Here is a 16,442-nt window from a genome sequence, read left to right as displayed (position 1 = left end):
CTTGAGCGGGGCGCGACGTGTGTCGCGCCCCGCTTGGGGAGACATGACAGTGAGTTCGGATCGCAGCGGACGGCCAGAGGAAGAGCCCGAGGACCACGGAGTCCTCGAGGACACCGGCATCGACACGACGGCGATCGGCATCCTCGGCACGCACACGGCACAGGTGCGCGTCGTGCTGCCGCAGACCATCGAAGACCCGGATGACGACGTCGTCGACGATGACATCCCGGGCGGCGACGTGCGCCGCGGCGGGATCGTCATCGAGCTCCCGGCCGACGAGCCCGACGACGACCTCGAGGTCATCACGGGCGAGCTCGACGAGGAGACCGTCGCCGCCGCCCGTGAGTCCACGCCCGCAGAGACCGTCGAGGACGACGCCGAGGCCGATGGCGCGGAGTCGGACGGCGCGCACGCCGACGACGTCGAGGTGCTCGAGCCCGACGCGGACGACGTCGAGGTGCTCGAGGCCGAGGTGCCTGGAGCCCACGAGCCCGACGCCCAGGTGGAGGAGCGCGAGCCGGACGACGACCTCACCGCTGCCGCAGCTGAGGCAGAGGAAGCGGGCCTCGACGAGGAAGACGTCGAGCCTGACGACCAGCCCGCCGCGGCGGACGACATCGAGCCCGACGACCAGACCGACGACGTGCCCGACGAGCCGACCGAGGTCGAAGCCGACACCGCCATCGAGGCAGACGAGGCGGACGACGACACCGCCGCGGCGTCGGACGACGCGCAGGGCGCCCCGGACACCGAGCCGCGCGAGCGCCGTCCCGTCGTGCGCGAGGAGACGCTCCCGCCGGGCTACGACTCGTTCCTGCGCCCCGCGGCTGCTTCCGCCCGAGACCAGGAAGAGCCGGCCGAGCACGTCGGAGAGACCGCCCCCGATGGCGCCGTCGCCGATGCGAGAGAAGAGGACATGTCCGAATCCACCGAGAACGCGAAGCCCGCGCCGCCGATCACGCGTCCGTCGTTCATCGAGCAGGCGAAGGCCGCGCCCGAGTCGTCGCCCGCGCCCGCGCGCAAGCCGCGTGAGACGGCGTCCCGTCGAGCGGGGGAGGTGAGCGAGAACGCCGCGCGCGAGAGCGCGGACGTGCTCACGGCCGACCGGCTGCTCGATACGGGCGCCATCCACCGTCCCGAGCCCGAGGGGCCGTGGCGGCAGCTCGTCTACCGCCTGTCGGGACACCTCATCAACCTCGGCGACAGCAGGCGGACGCGCGAGCGCAAGGAGCTCTCGCGGCGCATCGCCGCTCCGCTGAGCGGCGCGGCGCGCTTCGTCCCCGTGCTCAGCCGCAAGGGCGGCGTCGGCAAGACGACCGTCACGGCGCTCCTCGGCATGGCACTCGCCGACGCCCGCGACGACCGCGTGATCGCCGTCGACGCGAACCCCGACCGCGGCACGCTCGCCGAGCGCATCGCGCGGGCGACCGGGAAGACCGTGCGCGATCTCGTCCGCAACCGCGACGCCGTGCACGGCTACGCCGACATGTCGAGTCACGTCGTCCGCGACGAGACCCGCCTCGACGTGCTCGCGTCGGACACCGATCCGCACGTGTCGGAGGCGTTCAGCGACCAGGACTACCGCGACGTCGCCGACGTCGCCGCGCACTACTACTCGATCGTGCTCACCGACACGGGCACGGGCATCGTGCACTCCGTCATGGGCGCGACGCTCGACCTCGCTGACCAGATCGTCGTGGTCGCGGGGCTCAGCGTCGACGAGGCGCGCCTCGCGAGCGAGACGCTCACGTGGCTCGAGTCGAACGGCTTCGCCGATCAGGTGCGCTCTGCGGTCGTCGTGCTGAACCAGTCGACTCCGGGTGCTCCGCTCGTGCGCCTCGACGAGCTCGACGCGCATTTCCGCAGCCGTGTGCGCGCCGTCGTCCGCATCCCGTACGACCCGCAGCTCGCGACGGGCAGCGCCATCGCGTACGGCGAGCTCGCCCCTGCCACGCGCGACGCCGCGCGCGAGCTCGCCGCGCGCGTCGTCGAGGGACTGCGGCAGCCGACGCAGGAGGAGAAGTGACCGTCCGCGACATCCGGATCATCGGCGACCCCGTGCTCGCTCAGCGGTGCGCCGAGATCGAGCACATCGACGACGGCATCCGCGCGCTCGTCGACGACCTCATCGAGACGGTGAAGCTCCCGGGCAGGGCCGGTGTCGCGGCGCCGCAGATCGGCGTCGGACTCCGTGCGTTCAGCTACAACATCGACGGAGACATCGGGTACATCCTCAACCCGCGCATCGTCGAGGTGCGGGGCGAGCCCGTCCCGACCGGAGAGGGATGCCTGTCGGTGCCGGGCCTCTGGCACGACGCCCTGCGCCACCCGTACGCACGGGCGGAGGGCATCGACCTCGACGGCGCGCGCGTCGTGCTCGAGGGGGAGGGCCTCTTCGCGCAGATGCTGCAGCACGAGACCGATCACCTCGACGGCATGCTCTACCTCAAGCGCCTCTCGGCGGACGACCGCAAGGCCGCCATGCGCGAGGTGCGGGAGAAGATCTGGCTCACCTAGGCGGGGCATGAGTGAGGGGGACGGCCGCCGGCCGTCCCCCTCACTCATGCCTGCTCACCCCATCGGGATGTTCGTCGTCTGGATGGGCGTCTCGTAGATCGCCTCGATGTCCTTCGCGAAGTCGCGCAGGATCTCCGCGCGCTTGATCGACATCTTGGGCGTCAGGTGGCCGGTCGCCTCCGTCCACTCCGTGCCGAGCACGGTGAACTTGCGGATGGACTCGGCGCGAGAGACGCGCGTGTTCGCCTCGTCGATCGCCCGCTGGATCTCGGCGCGCACCGTCGCATTCTGCGCCGCCTGCTCGAGCGTGAGGTCGGACGACTCGCCGTGCGTCGCGAGCCAGGCCGGCAGCATCTCGGGGTCGAGCGTGACGAGCGCCGCGATGAACGGCTTCTGGTCGCCCACCACGACGACCTGGCTGACGATCGGGTTCGCGCGGATCGGATCCTCGAGCGCGGCGGGGGCGACGTTCTTGCCTCCCGCGGTCACGATGATCTCCTTCTTGCGCCCCGTGATCGTGAGGTAGCCGTCGTCGTCGAGCGCGCCGATGTCGCCGGTGCGGAACCACTCGCCGTCGAAGGCGGCCTCGGTCGCCTCGGGGTTCCGCCAGTACTCGCGGAAGACGTTGATCCCGCGCACCTGCACCTCGCCGTCGTCCGCGATGCGCACGCCGACGCCGGGGAGCGCTGGGCCGACCGAGCCGATCTTCGACTTGGACGGGAGGTTCACGGTCGCAGGCGCGGTCGTCTCGGTGAGGCCGTACCCCTCGAGGATGGTGATGCCGAGGCTGTGGAAGAAGTGCCCGAGTCGGGCGCCGAGGGGCGCCGAGCCGGAGATAGCGTAGCGGACGTTCCCGCCCATGAGCGCGCGGAGCTTCGCGTAGACGAGACGGTCGAAGAGCGCGAACTGCACGCGCAGCCCGAGTCCGATCTTCTCGCCGTCCTGCACGCGACGGGAGTGCTCGACGGCCACCTTCGCCGCGGCGCGGAAGATCCGGCCCTTGCCCTCGGACTCGGTCTTCTGCTCGGCCGAGTTGTAGACCTTCTCGAAGACGCGGGGCACCGCGAGGAGGAACGTCGGCTTGAAGGAGCCGAGCGCCGCGACGAGCTGCTTCGTGTCGGGCTGGTGGCCGGTCTTGACGCCCGAGTGGACGCACAGCAGCGAGATGAACCGGGCGAACACGTGCGCGGTCGTGATGAAGAGCACCGTCGAGGCGCCGGGCTGGTGCACGATCTCGGTCATCGCCTTCGCCGCGTTGCGGCAGAGCTCGACGAAGTTCGCGTGCGTGATCACGCATCCCTTGGGGCGCCCGGTCGACCCGGACGTGTAGATGAGGGTGGCGATGTCGTCGCCGTTCGCGAGCTGACGTCGCCGCTCGATCTCGGCATCCTCGACCGACGCGCCCGCCGCCGTGAGCGTCGCGATGGCGTCCTGATCCATCCGCCACAGCTCGCGCACGAGCGGGAGCTCGCCGCGGACCTCCTCGAAGCGCGCTGCGTGGTCGGCGCTCTCGACCATGAGGGCGGTCGCACCCGAGTCGGAGAGGATCCACTGGATCTGGGCGGGCGAGCTCGTCTCGTAGACCGGCACCATGACGGCGCCCGCGAAGAAGAGAGCGAAGTCGACGACCGACCACTCGTAGGTCGTGCGCGCGAGGAAGGCGACCTTGTCGCCGGGCTGCACGCCCGCGGCGACGAAGCCCTTCGCGAGGGCGACCACCTGCTCGTGGAACGTGCGGGCCGAGACGTCGCGCCATCCGCCTGAGCCGTCGGGGACCGCGAACAGCGCCCGATCGGGAGTCTCCGACACCCGCTCGACGAGGAGGTCGGCGACGTTCGCCGACGGATCGGCGGGGACGATTGCGGGCGTCGATGTCTCGATCACGGCATCTCCTTCGGTACCGGCTGCGGATGCTGCGAGTATATGCCGGGGCATGCGCCCGGCCCTCGCGCGTGCACGGTTCCTACAAGGCTAGACTTCCAGGCGACCGATTCCGACAGTGGGAGCTGACCTTGTTCTACTGGCTCATGAAGTACGTCTTCGTCGGTCCGATCGTGAAGGCCATCTACCGCCCGTGGGTCACCGGACGCGAGAACGTTCCGGTGACGGGCGCGGCCATCCTCGCGAGCAACCACCTGTCGGTCATCGACTCGGTCTTCCTTCCGCTCATGCTCGATCGTCCCGTGTCCTTCCTCGCGAAGGCGGAGTACTTCACGGGGCGCGGTCTCAAGGGCTGGGCCACGAAGTGGTTCATGAAGGGCACAGGGCAGATCGCCCTCGACCGGTCGGGCGGGCCCGCCTCGGAGGCTGCGCTCAACACGGCTCTCCAGGTCATCGGCCGAGGCGACCTGCTCGGCATCTACCCCGAGGGCACGCGCAGCCCCGACGGCAAGCTCTACCGGGGCCGCACGGGCATCGCGCGGATGGCGCTCGAGGCGAAGGTGCCGGTCATCCCCGTCATCATGGTCGACACCGGCACGATGATGCCGATCGGCCAGACCCTCCCGCGCGTGATGCGCGTGGGCGTCGTGATCGGCGAGCCGCTCGACTTCTCGCGCTACGCGGGCATGGAGGGCGACCGCTACGTGCTGCGCTCCGTGACCGACGAGATCATGGTCGCGCTTCAGCGGCTCGGCGGCCAGGAGTACAGCGACGAGTACGCGTCGACGGTCAAGAACCGCCTCGCCGCCAGCTGACATCCGCCGGCCACCGGCCGTGAACGGAGGGGCCGCCGTCCCGCGATAACATCGGACAATGCCCCGAACGCTGGATGCACTCGACGCCTGGAAGTCCCTGCCGATCAAGCAGCAGCCGGTGTATCCCGACGCGGCGGCGGTCGCCGAGGTCGCCGCCGAGCTCAGCACGCTCCCGCCGCTCGTCTTCGCCGGCGAGGTCGACACCCTCAAGGCGCGTCTGGCCGACGCGGCCGCGGGCCGCGCGTTCCTCCTCCAGGGCGGCGACTGCGCCGAGACGTTCGCGGGTGCCACGGCCGACAAGATCCGCAACCGGGTCAAGACCGTGCTGCAGATGGCCGTCGTCCTCACGTACGGCGCCTCGATGCCCGTCGTCAAGATGGGGCGGATGGCCGGCCAGTTCGCCAAGCCCCGCTCGAGCGACACCGAGACGCGCGGCGACATCACCCTCCCCGCGTTCCGCGGCGAGATCGTCAACGGCTACGACTTCACCGCGGCGTCGCGTGAGGCCGACCCGCAGCGCCTCCTGCAGGCGTACCACACGTCGGCTTCGACGCTGAACCTCATCCGCGCGTTCACGCAGGGCGGCTTCGCCGACCTCCGCGAGGTGCACTCGTGGAACAAGGGCTTCGCGGAGAACCCCGCCAACAAGCGATACGAGCGCCTCGCCGCCGAGATCGACCGCGCCATCCGCTTCATGGACGCGTGCGGCGCGGACTTCGACGAGCTGCGCCGCGTCGAGTTCTACACGGGGCACGAGGGCCTGCTCATGGACTACGAGCGCCCGCTCACGCGCATCGACTCGCGCACGGGGGAGATCTACAACACGTCGAGCCACTTCCAGTGGATCGGCGAGCGGACGCGCGAGCTCGACGGCGCGCACGTCGAGTACTTCTCGCACATCCGCAACCCCATCGGCGTCAAGCTCGGTCCGACGACGTCGACCGACACCGCACTCGCGCTCATCGACAAGCTCGACCCCGAGCGGGAGCCCGGTCGCCTCACCTTCATCACCCGGATGGGCGCCGGCAAGATCCGCGACGCGCTGCCCCCGCTGCTCGAGGCCGTCAAGGCCTCCGGCGCGCAGCCGCTCTGGGTCACCGACCCGATGCACGGCAACGGCATCACGACCCCGACCGGCTACAAGACGCGTCGCTTCGACGACGTCGTCGACGAGGTCCGCGGCTTCTTCGAGGCGCACCGCGCGGCGGGCACGTTCCCGGGCGGCATCCACGTCGAGCTCACGGGCGACGACGTCACCGAGTGCCTCGGCGGATCCGAGCAGATCGACGAGGCGACCCTCGCGACCCGCTACGAGTCCCTGTGCGACCCGCGCCTCAACCACATGCAGTCGCTCGAGCTCGCCTTCCTCGTGGCCGAGGAGCTCGAGAAGCGCTGACCTGCGCGGCACCCGCGCACACCGGCCCCGGGCATCCGATTCGGGTGACGGGGGATGGCGCCGCATCGGTTCCGGGAATCGGATCGGTGGGGCGGGTGAGCGCCAGTGGGGTCGACACGCGCACACCAGGCGCGTGCATCCGATTCCGGTGACGGCGGATGGCGCCGCGGAACGAACGCGCGCGGCTAGAACGAGCCGGTGATCGTCAGCGTGATCGTCGTGCCGGCACGCTGCTGCGAGCCGCCCTCGGGGCTCATCGACACGACCTCGGTGAACTCGTCGACCACCGCGTCCCACAGCCCGTTGTACGAGTAGGCGAAGCCGGCGGCCTCGAGCTCGGCCTTCGCCTCGTCGCGCGTCATGCCGACGACGTCGGGAACCTCGAACAGCTGCGGGCCGAGCGAGGTGACGAGACGCACGGTGTCGCCGGGGCGCCAGCTGCCCGGCTCCGACCGCTCGAGGAAGTAGATTACGTGACCTTCGGGCACCGTGTCGTGGTACTCCTGCGACACGACCTCGGTCTTCACGCCGACGGCGTCGAGGGTCGCCGCGGCCTCCTCGGAGCTCATCCCGACGACGTTCGGCAGCTCTCCGAGGGAGACGGTCAGCTGCGCCGCGTCGCCCTGGTGCACCGAGCAGCCGGCGGCGCAGTCGACCGGGTCGCCCCCGGCCGCCGGAGTGATGCTCACCCCGAGGACCGTCCCCTCCGCCTCCTCGGCGAAGAGCGGCACGTCGTCCTCGGCTACCGAGATCCGACTGTCCTCGAGCAGTCCGCGCACCTCGTCGGCGCTCAGACCCGCGAGCTGGCCGAGCTCGGCGCTGGCGGGACCCGCCGACGTCACCACCGTGACGACCGTGTCCCTGTCGACGCGCGCGCCCTCCGAGGGGTCGGTGCGGATGACCTCGCCGGCGGGCACGTCGAGCGTGTTCTCCGTGCGCTCCTGCGCGTCGAGCTCGAGCCCCGCGAGCGTGCTCTCCGCCTCGGCGTAGGTGAGCCCGTCGAGATCCGGAACGGCGACGTACGATCCCGGACCCGAGCCCCACCACCATCCGGCGCCCGCCGCGCCTCCCGCGAGCAGGAGCGTCAGCACGATCAGCCACACGCCGCGCGCGCGTCGGCGCTTCGCCCGTCGGCGGAGGACCGCGGCGTTGTCGGCGTCCTCCTGCGGGCCCGTGCTCGTCAGCGACGGCGGGAGCACCGAGGTCGCCGCCTCGGGCATGACCTTCGTCTGGCCGCCCGTCTGCTCGCCCTCGTCAGGAAGCTCCTCGGGGAACCTGCTGGCCGCGGCCGTGCGCGTCGGCAGGGGAGTGACGCCGAGCTCGCGCTCGATCTCGCGCAGCCGTTCGAGCATCTGCTGCGCGTCGGACGGACGCTCGTCCGGCTCCTTCTCGGTCGCCCACAGCACGAGCTCGTCGAGCTGCTCGGGCACGCCGGGGTTCTTCACGCTCGGTCGCGGCACCGACTCCGTCGCGTGCTGATACGCGATCTGCATGGGCTGCTCGCCCTTGTACGGCTGCTCGCCTGCGAGCATCTCGTACAGCATGATGCCGAGGGCGTAGATGTCGCTGCGGGTGTCGGCGGTGCCGCGCGTGACGAGCTCGGGTGCGAGATAGGCGATCGTGCCCAGAAGCTGCTGGCCGGTCGCGGTGTTCGCGGACGTCGCGCGCGCCAGGCCGAAGTCGCCGATCTTGATGCGGCCGTCCTCCGCGAGGAGCACGTTCTCGGGCTTGACGTCGCGGTGGATGAGCCCCGCGCGATGCGCGGCGGACAGCCCGGCGAGCACGGCGTCCATGATCGTGATCGTCTGCGTCACCGTGAGCCGGCGCTGCTCCTTGAGCAGCTCGCGCAGCGTGATCCCCGGCAGGTACTCCATCACGAGGTACGCGAGCTCGCCGTCCTGGCCCTGGTCGAAGACGTTGACCACGTGCGGGTCGGACAGGCGGGCCGCGGTGCGCGCCTCCTGGATGAAGCGGCTCTGGAAGACGCTGTCGTCGCTCAGATGACTGTGCATCACCTTGAGCGCGACGCGGCGCTCAAGTCGGAGGTCCGTGGCCACGTAGACCGTGGCCATCCCACCACGCGCGATACGGGCGCGGACCCGGTATCTGTCGTCGACAAGCCGCCCGATGAGGGGATCGACCTGCTGACTCATGGACACCGTTGAATTCTACGAAAGGGCCCCTGAGACGCCTGTGACCGGCGCGCCCGGCGCCGGTCACAGGTCGATGACGATCCCGCGCGCCTCCGCGCGGATCAGCCGAGCTGGGCCAGCCAGCTGTAGGCCTGCTGCTCCCAGCGGCGGTACCGGTCGGGGAACGCCGAGATCTGGACGGTCTGGGCCGCCTCGCCGAACTCCATGCTCTCCCAGCCGGGGATGTCGCGCAGGCCGCGCGTCGTGTGCCCGTTCGGGTCGCCCGCGCCGCCGTAGAAGACCCGGATGGAGTAGTCGCGGTCGAGGATCTGCTCCTCGGTGCCCCAGCCCGTGCTCGGGCGCTGCTGGAACAGGCCCAGCGAGTCGCGGTCACCCCAGCTGACGTTGCGCAGCGAGGACTCGACCATCGCGGTCGCCAGCGCGATCGCGATGCCCTTGTCCGGGATGCCGAGCTCGCGTCCGATGCGGATGATCATCTGCGCGTTCTCGGTCTGCGGCGCGTTGAGCGACGAGGTGAGCTGATCCTGCGGCGAGTCGTAGATCGACGGGGGAGCGGACTCCTCCTTCTTCTCCTCGCCCTGCGGCGCCGGCTTCGCGTCGGCGCGCGGGATGACGATCTTCTGCCCGGGGTAGATGATGCTCGACCCGTTGAGACCGTTCTCCGCGAGGAGCTCGCTCACGCTCACACCGTGCTCCTGCGCGATGCTCCAGAGGGTGTCGCCGGCCTGGACGATGTAGGTCTCGTCGGCGGGGGATTCGGGGACGGCGGGCGCCTGGGGTGCCTCGGGCGCCGACTCCTGCTGCTTCGCCTCGGCCTGGGGCGCGACGGCGTTGCTCGCGACGAGGAGCTTCTGCCCGGGGAAGATCATCGCGTCCGCGCCGAGCTTGTTGAGCGAGATGATGCGGTCGACCGACGTGCCGTGCTTCTGCGCGATCGACCAGACCGTGTCGCCCGCCGCGACCGTGTGGCTCTTCGTCGTGGCGGACGCCTCGATCGAGGGCTTCGCCTCGGTCTGCGCAGGCGCCGCGGCGCGCGTGGCCAGCGTGAGCTTCTGGCCCGGGTAGATCGTGCTCGACCAGCTGAGGCCGTTCCACGTCAGCAGGTCGACGGTGCGCAGGCCGTGGCGGATGGCGATCCCGGTGATCGTGTCTCCCGACTCGACCGTGTAGCTCGTCGCGACAGCGGCGGCAGCGCGCACCGTGATCTGCGCGGCGGCGGCCATCGGCTGCTTCGGGGCCGTGCCGGCGGCGACCGCGAGGCTGCCCTGCACGTGGCCGAACGCCGACGGCAGATGGCGCATGCCGTCCCGCGGCTTCGGCTCCGCGGCGACGGCAGCGGCAGGAGCTCCCAGGGTCACGGCGATGGCGCCGGTGACAGCCATGGGAACGGTGGTGAACAGGTCGCGCCTGCGGCGCGGAGTCGGTCGATGCACGTTGAACCCCCAACGATCGGACTCGAGAAACGTTGTCACGGAAGTGTTACGAAGTCAATTGGTGTCACCGGAAGTGACCGGTGGTGCCCGGGGTGTCAACGGGACGGGTGTGACTGATGTGATTTGTGCCGCGGTGCCGCCCGAGCGGCGTCGCCCGTCGAGGAGATGAGAAACTGATGACGTGACTGCGGAGACCTCCTCGACCGTTCCCACCGACTGGCTGACCATTCCCGAGCTCGTCGAGATCCTCGGCGAGCCGCAGGGGCGCATCCGCCGGCTGCTCGATGAGCGCGCGCTCATCGGCTCGCGGCGCGAGGGGCCGCTCAAGGTGCCCTCCGTCTTCATCGTGGACGGCCATCCGCTGTCCTCGCTCCGGGGCACCGTGATCGTCCTCGCGGACGCCGGCTTCACCGACGACGAGGCGATCGACTGGCTGCTCACGACGGATGACACGATCGGCGTCGCGCCGATCACGGCGCTGCTCGCGGGGCGCAAGAGCGAGGTGCGCCGGGTCGCTCAGACGCTCGCGTGACTCACGCGGTGCGCTGGGTGGCCGCGTCGAGCAGCTGACGCAGCTCGACGACCGCATCGGCGTCGATGGGCGCGGATGCCAGCGCCGCGACGGCCTCATCGGCGTACGCGGCGATGCGCTCCTCGACGCGCTCGAGCGCTCCGCTGCCGACGATCTGCTCGCGGAGGAAGGCGATCTCGGCGTCGCCGAGATCGGGGTCGCCGACGAGCGCGTCGATCCGCGCGCGGATGTCCGCGGTCGCGCGCTCGCGCGCGTACGCGATGAGCAGGGTGCGCTTCCCCTCGCGGAGGTCGTCGCCGGCGGGCTTGCCGGTCTCGTCCGCGTCGCCGAACACGCCGAGCACGTCATCGCGCAGCTGGAACGCGAGCCCGAGCGGATGGCCGAAGGCCGCGAGCGCCGCGAGCTGCGCGTCCGAGCCGCCCGCGAGGGCCGCGCCGATGACGAGGGGCTGCTGCACGCTGTATCGGGCCGACTTCAGGGACGCGATGCGGAGGGCGCGATCGGCGTGCTGCGCGTCGGGTGTGCGCGGCCAGGCCGATTCCTCGGCGACATCGAGGAACTGCCCGATCATCACCTCGCGGCGCATCCGCGCGTACTCGGACCGCGCGCGGCCAGGGGTCGTGTCGAGCCCCTCCAGCGCGGCGTCGAAGAGATCGGCGCTCCATGACAGGAGCAGGTCTCCCAGCAGGACCGAGCCGGATCGCCCGAAGGCGGCCGCGTCGCCGGCCCAGCCGGCGTCGCGGTGCCACGCCTCGAGGGCGCGGTGGGCGGAGGGCCGCCCTCGGCGCGTGTCGGAGTTGTCGATGAGGTCGTCGTGCACGAGCGCGGCGGCCTGGAACACCTCGAGCGCCGCGCACGCATCGACGACGCTGCTCGGGAGGGCGGCGTCCGCCCCGCGCACCGCGCGCCATCCCGTCGCGCAGAACCGCCCGCGGAGGCGCTTCCCGCCGACGAGCGCGGCCGTCGCGCTGGCGACGAATCCCTCGGCCTCGGGGCCGTGCTCGCGAGCGGCCTGGTGCTGCACTGTCGAGAAGCTCTCCAGTCGCTGGGAGATCGTCTCGATCAGGGGGAGAGGAGGCGCCACAGGCCTAGCCTAGTGAGGACACGCGGCGATAGAATGATCGTCAGTTTCACCCGAGGGGGACACCATGCCACTCTCCGAACAGGAGCAGCGCCTGCTGGACGAGATGGAACGCCATCTCATGCAGAACGACGCCGACGTCGTGAGCGCTTCGGCGAGCCGTGCGCTCAGCTATCGCAATCTCATCTACGGGGCCATCCTCGTGCTCGTCGGCCTCGCCGCCGTGATCGCGGGCATCGCCCTGTGGAACAGCATCCTGGCTCTCGGCATAGGACTCGGGGTCGCGGGCTTCGCCGCGATGGTCGGCGGGGTCGTGCTCGCCACGACGCCGGCCAAGGGCGACGACGCGCAGGGTCTCCCGCGCACGGGCACCGTGCCCGGCAAGCCGATGCAGGGTGCGTCCTTCATGGACCGCATGAACGATCGATGGGACCGCCGCCAGCAGGGCCGCTGAGCCCCACCGTCCTCCACACCAAAAGCGCCGACCTTCGGGTCGGCGCTTTTTCTGTGCCCGGCGACCGCCGTCCGCTCCACTCGCCCTCCACTTGGCCTCCACTCTCCTCCACCGCGTTCTCCCTTGAGATCACGCGGCACTCCGACGCGCCGCATTCCTGAGAATGCGCAGATCTCCCTGGACAGTGGAGGGAAGTGGAGTAAAGTGGGGCGCACCTGAGTTGGCCGGAACGAAGGGGGGTGTGATGGCCGATGCTGTTGGGCACGCATACCCCCAAGCTCGACGACAAGGGCCGCGTCATCCTCCCCGCGAAGTTCCGCGAGGAGCTCGCCGGCGGGATCGTCGTGACGCGCGGACAGGAGCGCTGCCTGTACGTGTTCAGCACGGCGGAGTTCGAGCGGGTGCACGAGCGGATCCGCGAGGCTCCGCTCACGAACAAGCAGGCGCGCGATTTCATGCGCATGTTCCTGTCCGGTGCGAGTGCCGAGACCCCCGACGGTCAGAACCGGATCACCATCCCGTCCCACCTGCGCACCTACGCGGGTCTGGAGAAGGAGCTCGTCGTCACGGGCGTCGGGTCGCACGCCGAGATCTGGGACGCGGGCGCGTGGAACGCGTACCTCGAGAGCAATGAAGAGAGCTACTCCGAACTGGAGGAGGAGGTGATCCCCGGACTGTTCTGACCCCGGTTGTGATCCCCACCCGCAGCCCTGAAGCCACTTCCCCGGCGGCAGGTCGAGCGGTTGGGAATCAGAGCCGGGGACGGATGAGGGAGACGACATGGGCATCCGCGACATCCACACCCCGGTGCTGCTGGAGCGCTGCGTCGAGCTGCTCGGCCCCGCGCTCGAGCACGACGGCGCCGTGTACGTCGACGGCACCCTCGGCATGGGCGGCCACTCGGAGGCGTTCCTCGAGCGCTTCCCGGGGATCCGCCTCGTCGGCCTCGACCGCGACCCCGATGCGCTGCGCATCGCGGGGGAGCGGCTCGCGCGCTTCGCCGACCGGACGACGCTCGTCCACACGGTGTACGACGGCATCCGGGCGGCGCTCGACTCCGCCGGCTTCCCCCGCGCCGACGGCATCCTCTACGACCTCGGCGTCTCGTCGCTCCAGCTCGACGAGGCCGAGCGCGGCTTCGCCTACGCCCAGGACGCTCCGCTCGACATGCGGATGGATCCCACGGGCGGCATGACGGCAGCGGACGTCATCGCGACGTACGGCGAGGGCGACCTGCGCCGCATCTTCGAGCGGTACGGCGAGGAGAAGCTCGCCGGGCGCTACGCCCGCGCGATCATCGCGGCGCGGGCAGAGGCTCCCATCGAGCGCTCGGGACGGCTGGTCGACATCCTCCAGGACGCGACGCCGTCGGCGCTCAAGAACGCCGGGCACCCCGCGAAGCGCGTCTTCCAGGCGCTGCGGATCGAGGTGAACGGCGAGCTCGCCGCGCTCGAGCGGGCGATCCCGGCCGCGCTCGCGTCGCTCGCGGTGGGCGGACGGATGGTCGTGCTGTCGTACCAGTCGCTCGAGGACCGCTTCGTCAAGCGGCTGTTCGCGGAGGCCGTCAAGTCGAAGGCGCCGGCCGGCCTCCCGATGGAGATGCCCGAGCACGCCGCCGAGTTCCGCCTCCTCGTCCGCGGCGCCGAGCTCGCGAGCGACGCCGAGGCGGAGTCGAACCCCCGTGCCAAGCCGGTGCGCCTGCGCGCCATCGAACGAGTGAGGGATGTGCCATGAGCCTTGCCACCCAGAGCTCCGTGCTCGCGCCGCCCGCCCGGCGGCCCGTCGAGAAGCGCCGCCCCGACCTGCGCCCGGTCGAGGCCCCTGCCCGCCGCAGACGTCCGAAGCTGGCCTACGCCGTCGTCGCGGTGGTCGGCGCCGTGCTCATCGCGGTCGCGCAGATGGCGCTGTCGGTCATGACGACGCAGAGCACCTTCGAGATCGCGGCGCTCGACGCGCAGCAGCGCGAGCTGACGCTCGAGACGCAGGCGCTCTACGACGAGGTCGCGGGCCTCAGCTCGCCGCAGCACCTGGCCGAGCAGGCCGCGTCGCTCGGCATGGTCATCGACGCGGCTCCCAGCTACCTGCGCCTCAGCGACGGAGCCGTGATCGGCGGCGGCGCCGCGGCGGGCTCCGCCTCGGCCGTCGATGCGGCGGGCCGCGGAGCGGTCGGCAACGCGTTCCTCGCCGACACGCAGTCGGGCTCCGCCGAGGAGTCGGCGGATGAGGCACCCTCGAGCCAGACGGAGAAGAGCGACGAGAGGGCTCAGGAGGAGCAGCCGCAGCTGCCGCCCGCCGTGACCGACGGCCTGCCGAGCCCCACGACCCACTGATCCGACCCGCCGAAGCACGCGACACCAGGAGGCGAGATGCACGCGAAGGCCCGTCGAAGCGCGAGGCGCCGCACCGCCGTCGCCGGAGCCCTCGTCGCGGTCGTCGTGGCCGGCTTCGCCGTGCGCCTGGTCGACATCCAGGTGGTCAACGCGCAGGAGCACCTCGACAACCGCGCGGCCTACAGCGGCATCGCCTCGACGCAGACGCTGTACGGGACACGCGGCTCGATCGTCGACGCGAACGGAGCCGTGCTCGCGAGCAGCACGATGCAGTACGCCGCGCAGTTCAACCCGCAGAACGTGAAGGACCTCACGCGCGAGGACGAGGACGGCGAGGAGCACGTCGTCACGTGGGAGGAGAGCGCCGCCGCGATCGGCGAGATCGTCGGGATGAGCGGCGAGGACATCGAGAAGATCGTCTCGGACGCCCTCGCGGCCAACCCGGACTCGGAGTACGCGCCGCTCGGCAAGAAGCTGTCGACCGAGCAGTACCGCAAGATCCTCGCGCTCGGCCTGCCGTACATCCACTTCGAGCCGGTGCAGTCGCGTGCTTACCCGTACGGCGCCGTGGCGGGGAACCTCCTCGGGTTCGTCGGAACCAACGGGACCCCCCTCGCGGGCTACGAGTCCGCGCAGAACGCGTGCCTCGAGGCGAAGAACGGCTCGCTGAGCTACCAGCAGGGATCGGACGGGCTCATCATCCCGGGCACGGAGACGACGAAGGCGCCCGTCGACGGCGGCACGCTGCAGCTCACGATCGACGCCGATCTCCAGTGGTACATGCAGCAGATGATCGCGGAGGAGACCCAGAACCAGGGTGCGCAGTCGGGCGCGGTCATGGTCGTCGAGGTGGCGACCGGCGCGGTCCGCGCGGCTGCGGAGTACCCCACGGTCGACCCCAACGACTTCGGCGCGAGCAAGGAGGACGACCGCTACTCGCGCATCTTCTCCCGCACGTTCGAGCCGGGTTCGACGTTCAAGGCCATCACCGCGGCGACGCTGCTCGACCAGGGCGCCGTGACCCCCTCCAGCTCCGTGACCGCCTCGGGGTTCGAGACCTTCCCGAACGGCGCGCGCGTCGGCGACTCGTTCTCGCACGGCACGTTCAACTACACCCTCACCGGCGCCCTCATCGACTCGTCGAACGTCGCGCTGTCGAAGTTCGGCGAGCTCGTCCCCGATGAGACGCGCTACGAGTACCTGCAGAAGTTCGGCGTCGGCACCCCCACCGACATCGGATTCCCCGGGGAGGAATCCGGGCTGATCTACCCGCCCGATCAGTGGGGCCCGCAGGGCCACTACGCCACGACGTTCGGGCAGGCGTTCACGACGACGATGCCGCAGGTCGTCAACGCCTACCAGACCATCGCCAACGGCGGCGTGCGCGAGCCCCTCCATATCGTGGAGTCGTGCACGACGGCCGACGGCGAGGTCGAGAAGCCCGAGCTGAGCGACCCCGAGCGCGTGGTCAGCGAGGACGCGGCCGACACGACCATCCGCCTGCTCGAGAACGTCGCGACGCAGGGCACCCTCGCCGACCAGGTGGCCGTCGACGGCTACCGCATCGGCATCAAGACGGGCACCGCGCAGAAGAGCGACGGCAAGGGCGGATACAAGGCCGGCGTCTACTTCACGAGCATCGTCGGAGTGGTCCCCGCCGACGACCCCGAGTACATCGTGATGGTCACGCTCGACGAGCCGACGCGGGTAACATCGTCTGCGGCCACGGCTCCCGCCCTGCAGAAGGCGATGACGCAGGTCGTGAAGAACTACCGTGTGATGCCGTCTGAGACGACAGAAGAGCCGCTTCCCAAGTTCGCCGAATGACGCGCACCGCGCGGAGGATCTCC

14 protein-coding genes are annotated in these 16,442 nt (G+C 70.7%); 10 read left to right on the top strand and 4 right to left on the bottom strand.

Annotation, left to right across the window (positions count from 1 at the left end):
• The first annotated feature begins 43 nt into the window (after positions 1 to 43).
• Positions 44 to 2,026, top strand: coding sequence for a nucleotide-binding protein (locus tag PKE79_RS08610; protein WP_271173283.1), 1,983 nt, complete (start codon positions 44 to 46; stop codon positions 2,024 to 2,026).
• Positions 2,023 to 2,517: a peptide deformylase gene (locus PKE79_RS08605; protein ID WP_271173282.1), complete on the top strand. Its 495-nt coding sequence runs from the start codon at positions 2,023 to 2,025 to the stop codon at positions 2,515 to 2,517. The genes PKE79_RS08610 and PKE79_RS08605 overlap by 4 nt, the downstream gene beginning before the upstream one ends.
• A gap of 54 nt (positions 2,518 to 2,571) precedes the next feature.
• Here PKE79_RS08605 and PKE79_RS08600 read toward each other — a convergent pair whose 3' ends face one another.
• Positions 2,572 to 4,401, bottom strand: coding sequence for an AMP-dependent synthetase/ligase (locus PKE79_RS08600; RefSeq protein WP_271173281.1), 1,830 nt, complete (start codon positions 4,399 to 4,401; stop codon positions 2,572 to 2,574).
• A 128-nt stretch (positions 4,402 to 4,529) separates the two neighbouring features.
• Here PKE79_RS08600 and PKE79_RS08595 point away from each other — a divergent pair, with 128 nt between their 5' ends.
• Entirely contained in the window at positions 4,530 to 5,213 is a 684-nt protein-coding gene (locus tag PKE79_RS08595; protein ID WP_271173280.1) for a lysophospholipid acyltransferase family protein, read from the top strand.
• A 58-nt stretch (positions 5,214 to 5,271) separates the two neighbouring features.
• A complete protein-coding gene (locus tag PKE79_RS08590; protein ID WP_271173279.1) occupies positions 5,272 to 6,609 on the top strand; it encodes a class II 3-deoxy-7-phosphoheptulonate synthase in 1,338 nt (445 codons plus the stop codon).
• A gap of 185 nt (positions 6,610 to 6,794) precedes the next feature.
• Here the strand turns inward: PKE79_RS08590 and pknB are convergent, their stop codons facing one another.
• Together pknB and PKE79_RS08580 are read right to left on the bottom strand one after the other, a co-directional pair.
• The gene (gene pknB, locus PKE79_RS08585) at positions 6,795 to 8,768 is read right to left on the bottom strand and encodes a Stk1 family PASTA domain-containing Ser/Thr kinase (protein ID WP_271173278.1); all 1,974 of its coding nucleotides are present in this window, start codon (positions 8,766 to 8,768) and stop codon (positions 6,795 to 6,797) included.
• Between the two features lie 95 nt (positions 8,769 to 8,863).
• A complete protein-coding gene (locus PKE79_RS08580; protein ID WP_271173277.1) occupies positions 8,864 to 10,144 on the bottom strand; it encodes a LysM peptidoglycan-binding domain-containing protein in 1,281 nt (426 codons plus the stop codon).
• A gap of 232 nt (positions 10,145 to 10,376) precedes the next feature.
• On the opposite strand from PKE79_RS08580, the gene PKE79_RS08575 reads away from it, so the two are divergent.
• Positions 10,377 to 10,727: an Rv2175c family DNA-binding protein gene (locus PKE79_RS08575; RefSeq protein WP_271173276.1), complete on the top strand. Its 351-nt coding sequence runs from the start codon at positions 10,377 to 10,379 to the stop codon at positions 10,725 to 10,727.
• Between the two features lies 1 nt (position 10,728).
• Here the strand turns inward: PKE79_RS08575 and PKE79_RS08570 are convergent, their stop codons facing one another.
• On the bottom strand, positions 10,729 to 11,811 hold the full coding sequence (locus PKE79_RS08570) for a polyprenyl synthetase family protein (protein ID WP_271173275.1): 1,083 nt from the start codon (positions 11,809 to 11,811) through the stop codon (positions 10,729 to 10,731).
• A gap of 64 nt (positions 11,812 to 11,875) precedes the next feature.
• On the opposite strand from PKE79_RS08570, the gene PKE79_RS08565 reads away from it, so the two are divergent.
• From PKE79_RS08565 to PKE79_RS08545, 5 genes are all read left to right on the top strand, one after another.
• A complete protein-coding gene (locus PKE79_RS08565) occupies positions 11,876 to 12,262 on the top strand; it encodes a DUF3040 domain-containing protein (RefSeq protein WP_271173274.1) in 387 nt (128 codons plus the stop codon).
• A gap of 251 nt (positions 12,263 to 12,513) precedes the next feature.
• On the top strand, positions 12,514 to 12,945 hold the full coding sequence (gene mraZ, locus PKE79_RS08560; RefSeq protein ID WP_271173273.1) for a division/cell wall cluster transcriptional repressor MraZ: 432 nt from the start codon (positions 12,514 to 12,516) through the stop codon (positions 12,943 to 12,945).
• Positions 12,946 to 13,042: 97 nt separating this feature from the next.
• Entirely contained in the window at positions 13,043 to 13,996 is a 954-nt protein-coding gene (gene rsmH, locus PKE79_RS08555) for a 16S rRNA (cytosine(1402)-N(4))-methyltransferase RsmH (RefSeq protein WP_271173272.1), read from the top strand.
• Positions 13,993 to 14,592, top strand: coding sequence for a cell division protein FtsL (ftsL, locus tag PKE79_RS08550; protein WP_271173271.1), 600 nt, complete (start codon positions 13,993 to 13,995; stop codon positions 14,590 to 14,592). The genes rsmH and ftsL overlap by 4 nt, the downstream gene beginning before the upstream one ends.
• Before the next feature lie 36 nt (positions 14,593 to 14,628).
• Positions 14,629 to 16,419 (top strand): peptidoglycan D,D-transpeptidase FtsI family protein, encoded by a 1,791-nt coding sequence (locus PKE79_RS08545; RefSeq protein WP_271173270.1) that lies wholly within the window; start codon positions 14,629 to 14,631, stop codon positions 16,417 to 16,419.
• Positions 16,420 to 16,442: the final 23 nt, after the last annotated feature.

This window comes from Microbacterium barkeri (assembly GCF_027921765.1).
Lineage (GTDB): Bacteria > Actinomycetota > Actinomycetes > Actinomycetales > Microbacteriaceae > Microbacterium > Microbacterium barkeri.
This window is presented reverse-complemented; position numbering and strand designations above follow the sequence as displayed.

Bases quoted from the DNA above. Each gene is read 5' to 3' on its own strand.
- PKE79_RS08590 (WP_271173279.1), top strand. From the start codon at position 5,272: ATGCCCCGAACGCTGGATGCACTCGACGCCTGGAAGTCCCTGCCGATC.
- rsmH (WP_271173272.1), top strand. From the start codon at position 13,043: ATGGGCATCCGCGACATCCACACCCCGGTGCTGCTGGAGCGCTGCGTC.
- PKE79_RS08565 (WP_271173274.1), top strand. From the start codon at position 11,876: ATGCCACTCTCCGAACAGGAGCAGCGCCTGCTGGACGAGATGGAACGC.
- ftsL (WP_271173271.1), top strand. From the start codon at position 13,993: ATGAGCCTTGCCACCCAGAGCTCCGTGCTCGCGCCGCCCGCCCGGCGG.
- PKE79_RS08610 (WP_271173283.1), top strand. From the start codon at position 44: ATGACAGTGAGTTCGGATCGCAGCGGACGGCCAGAGGAAGAGCCCGAG.
- mraZ (WP_271173273.1), top strand. From the start codon at position 12,514: ATGCTGTTGGGCACGCATACCCCCAAGCTCGACGACAAGGGCCGCGTC.
- PKE79_RS08580 (WP_271173277.1), bottom strand. From the start codon at position 10,144: ATGGCTGTCACCGGCGCCATCGCCGTGACCCTGGGAGCTCCTGCCGCT.
- PKE79_RS08545 (WP_271173270.1), top strand. From the start codon at position 14,629: ATGCACGCGAAGGCCCGTCGAAGCGCGAGGCGCCGCACCGCCGTCGCC.